This is a genomic window from Pseudomonas sp. K5002, assembly GCF_013386655.1.
In the GTDB taxonomy this organism is placed as follows: Bacteria; Pseudomonadota; Gammaproteobacteria; order Pseudomonadales; family Pseudomonadaceae; genus Aquipseudomonas.
The window spans coordinates 1-8,466 of the sequence record NZ_JACARK010000517.1; the positions used below are offsets into that span (position 1 = coordinate 1).

Annotated in this window: 6 protein-coding genes and 1 pseudogene; 6 read left to right on the plus strand and 1 reads right to left on the minus strand. The window is 62.1% G+C overall.

The annotated features are described in order from the left end of the window. The 6 genes from HX846_RS22155 to bcsQ all read left to right on the plus strand — a co-directional run. Positions 1-2,640 (plus strand): cellulose biosynthesis protein BcsC (locus HX846_RS22155; RefSeq protein WP_178966097.1); only part of this gene is annotated, 2,640 nt, incomplete at its 5' end. Between the two features lie 17 nt (positions 2,641-2,657). Beyond that, entirely contained in the window at positions 2,658-3,329 is a 672-nt protein-coding gene (locus HX846_RS22160) for an SGNH/GDSL hydrolase family protein (RefSeq protein WP_003218072.1), read from the plus strand. Next, entirely contained in the window at positions 3,329-3,994 is a 666-nt protein-coding gene (locus HX846_RS22165) for an alginate O-acetyltransferase AlgF (protein WP_177041013.1), read from the plus strand. Before HX846_RS22160 ends, HX846_RS22165 begins: the two co-directional genes overlap by 1 nt. Before the next feature lie 17 nt (positions 3,995-4,011). Next, positions 4,012-5,427 carry an MBOAT family protein gene (locus HX846_RS22170; RefSeq protein ID WP_003218070.1) on the plus strand — a complete coding sequence of 472 codons (1,416 nt, stop codon included), beginning with the start codon at positions 4,012-4,014 and terminating at the stop codon, positions 5,425-5,427. Between the two features lie 12 nt (positions 5,428-5,439). Continuing rightward, positions 5,440-6,567, plus strand: coding sequence for a cell division protein FtsQ (locus HX846_RS22175; protein ID WP_178966098.1), 1,128 nt, complete (start codon positions 5,440-5,442; stop codon positions 6,565-6,567). A gap of 173 nt (positions 6,568-6,740) precedes the next feature. Next, positions 6,741-7,682, plus strand: a complete 942-nt coding sequence (bcsQ, locus tag HX846_RS22180; RefSeq protein ID WP_102604463.1) for a cellulose biosynthesis protein BcsQ — start codon at positions 6,741-6,743, stop codon at positions 7,680-7,682. A 242-nt stretch (positions 7,683-7,924) separates the two neighbouring features. Here bcsQ and HX846_RS22185 read toward each other — a convergent pair. Further along, positions 7,925-8,466, minus strand: a pseudogene (locus tag HX846_RS22185) (SAM-dependent methyltransferase); the annotation flags it as partial.

The window sequence follows — 8,466 nt, forward strand, 5'->3', positions numbered from 1 at the left end:
TACCGAAAAGTGCTCGCCCGTCATCCTGGCGACCCGGACGCGCTGAGCGGCTTGATCAACGTGCTGTCCCAATCGGGGCAGCCGGAAGAAGCCTTGAAGCTGATCGACTCGGTGTCGCCCGCCGAGCGCGCGAAGTTCGCGCCGAGTGTGAAAATCACCGCGTTGCGCGCTACCCAGGTGGGCAAGCTGGCCGAGCAGCGGGGCGATTTGAAAGCCGCGCAAGCCGCCTACAAACAAGCCCTTGATGCCGACCCGGAAAACCCGTGGACACGCTTCGCCCTGGCGCGCATTTACCTGCGCGACGGCCAGATTCGCAACGCCCGTGCCTTGATCGACGGCTTGCTGGCCAAGCAGCCGAACCAGCCGGACGCGCTGTACACCAGCACGCTGCTGTCGGCGGAGCTGGGTGAGTGGAAAAAGGCTGAAGAGACCCTGGCGCGTATCCCTGCGGGGCAACGTACCGCTGACATGAACGAGCTGGGTATCGATATCGCGCTGCACAAGCAGACCGACATCGCCATCGAGACCGCCCGCCGTGGCCAACGCCCGGAAGCCCTCGCGCTGCTGGGCCGCAGTGAAGCCATGACCCGGCAGAAGCCTGAGCGCCTGGCCGTGCTGGCTGCCGCTTATGTGGAAGTCGGCGCGACGCAGCAGGGCCTGGATATCATGCAGAAGGTTCTGGATAACAATCCGAACCCGACCGTCGACCAGAAACTGCTGTACGCCAATGTGCTGCTCAAGGCCAACCACTACACCGAGGCGGGCGACATCCTGCGTGAAGTGCAGGGCAAGCCGCTGAGTGAAACCGGTCGCCAGCGTTACGACGATTTGATCTACCTGTACCGGGTCAAACAGGCTGATGCCCTGCGTGAGAAAAACGACCTGGTCGCGGCCTACGACATGCTGTCGCCGGCCCTTGCCCAGCGTCCCAACGACGCAATGGCGGTAGGTGCCCTGGCGCGGATGTACGCGGCCAGCGGCAATAGCAAAAAGGCCATGGAGCTTTATGCGCCGCTGATTCAGCAGAACCCGAACAACGCTCGCCTGCAACTGGGCCTGGCGGATATCGCGCTGCAAGGCCGTGATCGTGGCCTGGCGGAAAGCGCCAGTGAAAAGGCGCTGTCCCTGGAACCGGGCAACCCCGAGATCCTCACCTCGGCTGCGCGCATCTATCAGGGGCTGGGCAAGAACAACGAAGCCGCTGCACTGCTGCGCAAGGCGTTGGCGATTGAGAACAGCCAGAAGAGCCAGACGCAATTGGCTCAGGCCGGCTCCCAGGGCGTGCCTTACAACCCCTTCGTCGGCTTGCCGGGCCAGCGTCGCCAGGTCACCGACCTGACCGTTGCCGGCGCCGTGCCGCCGCCGATTGATGCACCGACCAATGTCGTGCCCGACAATGCCCTGGCAGCCTCCGCGCGTCCGGCGTCGAACAACTGGAACGAGCCGTTCGAGCCACCGTCGAGCATTGCTGCACTCGACACCGCCAACCTCAGCCCGGCACGTCGTGCGCTGGATACGATCCTGCGGGATCGCACCGGTTACCTGGTGCAGGGCTTGAGCGTTCGCAGCAACAATGGCGAAAGCGGCTTGAGCAAAATCACTGACGTCGAGGCGCCATTCGAAGCGCGGATGCCGGTGGGGGATCTGAACGTTGCGCTGCGCGTGACGCCGGTGCATGTGAGTTCCGGCAGCGTGAAGAGCGACTCTGCCACACGCTTTGGCGGTGGCACGGCCAACCCGGCGGGCTCCCAGAGCGACACGGGCGTCGGTCTGGCCGTTGCCGTGGAGAACCCGGATGAAGGCCTCAAGGCCGACATCGGTGTAAGCCCGCTGGGCTTTCTGTACGACACCATCGTCGGTGGCGCCAGCGTCTCGCGGCCGTTCTCCCAGGGCTCCAACTTCCGTTACGGGGTCAACGTTTCGCGGCGTCCGGTCACCGACAGTGTGACCTCCTTTGCCGGTTCCGAAGACAAGCGTACCGGCGAGAAATGGGGCGGCGTGACCGCCAACGGCGGGCGTGGCGACCTGAGCTACGACAACCAGAAGCTCGGTGTGTATGGCTACGCCTCGTTGCACGAGCTGTTGGGCAACAACGTCGAAGACAACACCCGGCTGGAACTGGGCAGCGGCATCTACTGGTACCTGCGCAACACCCCGACCGACACCCTGACCCTCGGCATCAGCGGTTCGGTCATGGGCTTCAAGGAAAACCAGGGTTACTACACCTACGGCCAGGGCGGTTACTTCAGCCCGCAGCGCTTCTTCTCCCTGGGTGTGCCGGTGCGCTGGGCGCAGAGTTTTGATCGGTTCAGCTACCAGATAAAAAGTTCGGTGGGCATCCAGCATATCGAGCAAGATGCGGTCGATTATTTCCCGGGGCATAGCGATTACCAAAATGACCCGACCCGGGGCGATCCGAAATACGCCAAGGACAGCAAGACCGGCATCGGCTACAGCTTCAACGCCGCCGCCGAATACCGCCTCAGCTCGCGCTTTTACCTGGGTGGCGAAGTCGGTCTCGACAACGCCCAGGACTATCGCCAGTACGTCGGTAACGCCTACCTGCGCTACTTGTTTGAAGACCTGAGCGGGCCTATGCCCTTGCCGGTCAGTCCGTACCGTTCCCCTTATTCGAATTGATTTGATAGGAGTCATCCATGCCTGTTTCCGCTTCTGCTATTGCCGGCCTGACCCTGCTGGTATTGGGCGAAAGTCACATGAGCTTTCCTGATTCACTGCTCAACCCGCTGCAGGACAACCTCACCGCCCAGGGCGCCAAGGTTCACTCCATCGGCGCGTGCGGCGCCGGTGCAGCCGACTGGATCGTGCCGAAGAAAGTCGAGTGCGGTGCCGAGCGCCTGCCGGTTGGCAAGGCCGAGATTTTCGGCAAGAACGCCATGAGCACCACCCCGATCAAAGACCTGATCGCCAAGGACAAGCCGGACCTGGTGGTGATCATCATCGCCGACACCATGGCCTCGTACCCGGAGCCGCAGTTCCCGAAAGTCTGGGCCTGGAAAAGCGTGACTTCCCTGACCAAGGCCATCACCGAAACCGGCACCAAGTGCGTGTGGGTCGGGCCGGCGTGGGGCAAGGTCGGTTCGCAGTACAAGAAGGATGATGCGCGCACCAAGGTGATGTCGCAGTTCCTCGCCACCAACGTGGCGCCGTGCACCTACGTTGACTCGCTGACCTTCTCCAAGCCGGGTCAGTGGATCACCACCGATGGCCAGCACTTCACCATCGACGGCTACCAGAAGTGGGCCAAGGCGATCGGCGACTCCCTGGCGAAGTTGCCACCGGCCGCCGTGGGCAAAGGAGCGCAATAATGAAACGGATTACCCTGGGCCTGGCGACCTTGCTCGCCAGCGTCAGCGCCTACAGCGCCGACATCCCGCTTTACCCCACCGGCCCGGAGAAGGATTCGGCCTTCCTGCGCCTGGCCAACGGCACCGACGGCGAGCTGAAATTGCTGCCCCAGGGTTCCAAGGCCAGCCTGGTGTTGGGTGGCGACAAACTGGTGTCTGACTACCTGCCGGTGTCGGGCGGCAAGACCCCGATCAAGGGTGTGTTGAGCCAGGGCGGCAAGGATTCCGAGCTGGCCGTGACCGTCGCGCCGGGCGAGTTCGCCACCGTAGTGGCCGTGCCGGACGCCAAGGGCGGCACGCGCCAGTTGGTGATCCACGAACAGCCGGATGACTTCAACGCACTGAAGGCCTCGCTGGCCTTTATCAACGCCGACGCCGCCTGCGCCGATGCGAGCCTGGAAGCCGTGGCGCAAAAAGCCGAGCTGTTCAAGAAGGTCGCCGAAGGCTCGATTTCGCGCCGCATGATCAACCCGGTGGAACTGTCGGTGCAGCTCAAGTGCGCCAACGCGCCGGTGGGCCAGCCGCTGACCTTCACCCTCAAGGCCGGCGAACGCTACAGCGTGCTCGCACTGCCATCGGCCGCCGGTTCGAGGTTGCTGTTTACCTCCGACACGCTCGCTAACTGATCGGGCCCGACACCACCATGGTCTTTGCCTCACTGGAATTCCTCACGCTGTTCCTGCCGGCCTTCCTGTTGATTTATGCGCTGGCCCGTCCGGGCTGGCGCAACGTCATCCTGTTGATCGGCAGCTGGCTGTTCTACGGCTGGTTGAGCCCGCTGTTCCTGTTCCTGCACATGGTGTTGACCGTGGTGGCGTGGGTCGGCGGTTTGCTGGTGGACCGTTCCCGTGAAGACGGCAAGGGCCGGGTGCGGCTGTTGATCGCGTTGATCGTGTTCAACACCGCGGTGCTGTGTTGGTACAAGTACGCCAACATCGTCGCGGGCACCGTGAGTGAGGTAATCACCTGGTACGGCGCGATGCCGCTGGATTGGCAGCGCGTGGCGTTGCCGGCCGGGTTGTCGTTCATTGTGCTGCAGGCGATTTCGTACCTGGTGGATGTGCATCGGCACACCGTGCCGGTGGAGCGCAGCTTCATTAATTACGCGACCTATATCTCGATGTTCGGCCACTCGATTGCGGGCCCGATCATTCGTTATGACTGGGTGCGGCGCGAGCTGAACCAGCGCTATTTCAACTGGCCGAATTTCAGCCTTGGCGCTCGGCGTTTCATGATCGGCATGGGCATGAAAGTGCTGGTGGCCGATACCTTGTCGCCGTTGGTGGACATCGCCTTCCACCTGGAAAACCCGAGCCTGGTGGATGCCTGGATCGGCTGCCTGGCGTACTCGTTGCAACTGTTTTTCGACTTCGCCGGCTACAGTGCCATGGCCATCGGCCTGGGCTTGATGCTGGGCTTCCACTTCCCGGAAAACTTCAACCGGCCGTACCTCGCCAGCAGCATCCAGGACTTCTGGCGGCGCTGGCATTTGTCGTTGTCCAGCTGGCTGCGGGACTACCTGTACATCGCCCTCGGCGGTAACCGCGATGGCGTATGGCGCACCTACCGCAACCTGTTCCTGACCATGGCGATTGCCGGGTTATGGCATGGCGGCGACAGTTGGAACTACCTGTTGTGGGGTTCGGCCCACGGTATCGCGTTGTGCATTGACCGGGCGTGGTCGCGCTCGAGCCTGCCGAGCATTCCGCCGGTGCTGTCGCACATCTTGACGCTGCTGTTTGTGTGCCTGGCCTGGACGCTGTTCCGCGCACCGGACTTCCATTCGGCACTGACCATGTACGCCGGCCAATTCGGCATGCATGGCATGGCCTTGGGTGATGCGTTGGCCGTGGCCATGCGCCCGGCTCATGGCATGGCCGCGTTGCTCGGTTTGGTGTGCATCATCGCGCCGATCTGGCAGACCCGCTGCGAGCAGCGTTTTGGTACGCAGCCCTGGTTTGTGGTGGCCGCATCCCTGTGGCCGGTGGCCGGGTTTGTGTTGTCGTTCGCGCTGATTGCCAGCCGCGATGCCGTGCCGTTTCTGTACTTTCAGTTCTAAGGAAGCCTGACGATGCCCGCCCCTACCGCGCCGACCCCACCGAGTGAACTGGCCGTCCGCACCAGCCCCCTGGCGGGCTGGGTGTTGGTGCCTTTCCTGGCGGCGGGGCTGTTGTCTTGCGTCTGGCTGATGGTCAAGGGGCCGGTGAGTTTCCTGCCGCCCAAGGTCGACAGCGACATGCTGCTGCACGGTGAAGTGACCCATCGGTTTGCCAAGGAATTGTCCAAGGCACCGATGGCCATCGAAGCGGCAAACCTGGAGCGCGGCGCCAGTTGGCTGGCGTTCGGCGACACTGGGCCGCGGGTGCGCCAGGGGTGCCCGGGCTGGCTGTTTATCAGCGATGAACTGAAGCTCAACCGCCACGCCGAAGACAATGCGCGCACCAAGGCCGACGCGGTGATCGACCTGAAAAAGCAGCTAGGCCAGCGCGGTATTGATCTGCAAGTGATGGTGGTGCCCGATAAAACCCGCATCGCCGCTGCCCAGCGTTGCGGCTTGTATCGTCCGGCCGTGCTGGATGGCCGGATCCAGCAATGGAGCACGCTGTTGCAAGCGGCGGGCGTTGAAGTGCTGGATTTGACCGACACCCTGAAACCCCTCGGCCCGGATGCCTACCTGCGTACCGACACGCACTGGAGCGAAATCGGCTCGAATGCCGGCGCCCGCACCGTGGCCCTGCGCATCCAGCAGCGCGGTATCCAGGCCACGCCGGAGCAAGCCTTCGACATTACCCAGGCACCGCTCGCACCGCGACCGGGTGACTTGGTGCGCCTGGCCGGTCTCGATTGGTTGCCGCCGAAGTTACAGCCGGTGGGCGAGCAGGTTGCGGCCAGCACCGCGCATGAGAACGGCCCGGCGGCGTCGAGTAACCCTGACGATTTGTTTGGTGACGCCGGCCTGCCGAACGTGGCGCTGATCGGTACCTCGTTTTCGCGCAATTCGAATTTCGTGGGTTTCCTGCAAAAAGCCCTGAACGCTCCGGTGGGTAACTTCAGCAAGGACGGCGGCGAATTTTCAGGCGCCGCCAAGGCTTATTTCGACAGCCCGGCGTTCAAGCAGACGCCGCCCAAGCTGCTGATCTGGGAGATCCCGGAGCGGGATTTGCAAACACCTTACGACCCGATAAAGATTAGTCAGTAAATTGACCATTTACCGCTCGTCTTAAAGATTTCTTCAGAAACACCAAAATAATGACACTTTCATTCCTTTGTCACAGAATGCGTACACAAAGGCGCCCACAAAAAGACCTGCGGTAAGCATCAGTACAGCTGACCTTTCACGTCTTTAAGATGCGTCGTGAGGGAGTGTTGGCGATGAGCCGTACCGATGATCTTTTTTCGTTGTTCGATAAGACGACTGCCAGTGATGTTCAAGGGATGGATTCGATGCTGCAGTTCTTCGAAGACATGCCGGTCGACGACAGTGCCAGCCTCAATATGGGCAGTGGCGCGTCGTTCTCCCGACATTCCCCTTGTGCCAACGAGCAGTCCCGCGAAGCCGCGAACATCCGGGCGAAGGTGGTAGCGCTGGTTTCGGTCAATGGCGGCGTCGGCCGCAGCACCCTGGCCACGGCGCTGAGCAGCGGTTTGCAGCGCCTGGGACAGCCAGTGGTGGCGCTGGACCTGGACCCGCAAAACGCGCTCTATCACCACTTCGGCCTGAGCCATACCTTGCCCGGCATCGGGCGCACCAGCCTGCACAACGAGCGCTGGAGCCAGATCCTTCATTCAGGTTTTGCCGGTTGCCAGGTGATCACGTTTGGCGAAACCGATATCCGTCAGCAGGAAGACCTCCAGCGTTGGCTGAAACAGGAGCCGCATTGGCTGGCGCAACATTTGTCGGCCCTGGGCTTGGGTGAGCAGGACACGGTGATCATCGACACCCCGGCGGGTAATAACGTCTACCTGCATCAGGCACTGAACGTGGCCGATGTGGTGCTGGTCATCGCCCAGGCGGATGCGGCTTCCCTTGGCACCCTGGAGCAGATGGAGCAGTTGCTGGCGCCACACCTTGATGATCGGCCGGCGCTGCGTTGCCACTTCGTGATCAACCAACTCGACGAGACCTCGGGCTTTAGCCTGGACATGGTCGAGGTGTTCAGGAAGCGCCTGGGTGACAGCCTGTTGGAGGTGGTGCATCGGGATCCGGCGATCAGCGAGGCCCTGGCTTTTGGCAGCGATCCGCTGGATAACCAAGCCGCAAGCATGGCCTGTGACGATATAAACGCGCTTTGCCGCCTGCTGGTTGCCCACTGAAAAGCCCGGGTTATGCCGCTAACCTCAGATGCTTATGCACAATCGGTTGGTTCGACCTGTCATCAAACCGCAATTTTGCGGAGCGGTTCTCATCACGCTGCAACTGCCTGTTTTGCGTGCGTTTTATTTTGTGAACAAAAAATGACCAGTCAGCATTTTGCCCCGCGAAGCTTGCCGGCAGGGCCTCTGCCAGAATTCCATCAACAGAGTTATCCACAGGGCACGTTGCGACAAAATGCCCTTTAATTGCGCTCGGCGAGCAGCATCAGGTTGCGCGGGGTGAGCGGTGTTTCGCAGAAGCTGCCGACTTGAACCCTGTAACCGTTTTCTTCGAGAAACAATGCCCGGTCCAGCACCAGCCACATTTCCAGCGGGCGCCGAAACAGACCACGCACTAATTCCAGGTTTCGCACCTGTGCCAAGCGCTGCCAGCCTTGGGCCTCCAGTGCCGACCAATGCTGTTCCCCTGTGGATAATCCCTTGAGGGCCGCCAGTTCGCGGCAGTAGTCGGCGAACGGCTTGGCCAGCCAACTCGCGGGCAGGGACGGAGTGGGCAGGTAAGCATCGCTCCCGCGCAGTTGCCGCTGCAGAACATCAAAGCCCAGGCGCCTGGCCATCGACGTATCGCGCTGCTGGCGCACCCGCGCGCCGGCGGTAACGGTTTCGCTCAGCGGCAGGCCGAGGTCTTCCACCGATAAATGCAGTGACGACGCCTGGGCGGCAATCGACAGCGGCTGGTACTGCTCGGCGCGGATGCGGTTGTAGCAGCAGGGCGCCACGGCCA

Coding starts and splice junctions, on each gene's coding strand:
- HX846_RS22160 (WP_003218072.1), top strand. CDS start 2,658: ATGCCTGTTTCCGCTTCTGCTATTGCCGGCCTGACCCTGCTGGTATTG.
- HX846_RS22165 (WP_177041013.1), top strand. CDS start 3,329: ATGAAACGGATTACCCTGGGCCTGGCGACCTTGCTCGCCAGCGTCAGC.
- HX846_RS22170 (WP_003218070.1), top strand. CDS start 4,012: ATGGTCTTTGCCTCACTGGAATTCCTCACGCTGTTCCTGCCGGCCTTC.
- HX846_RS22175 (WP_178966098.1), top strand. CDS start 5,440: ATGCCCGCCCCTACCGCGCCGACCCCACCGAGTGAACTGGCCGTCCGC.
- bcsQ (WP_102604463.1), top strand. CDS start 6,741: ATGAGCCGTACCGATGATCTTTTTTCGTTGTTCGATAAGACGACTGCC.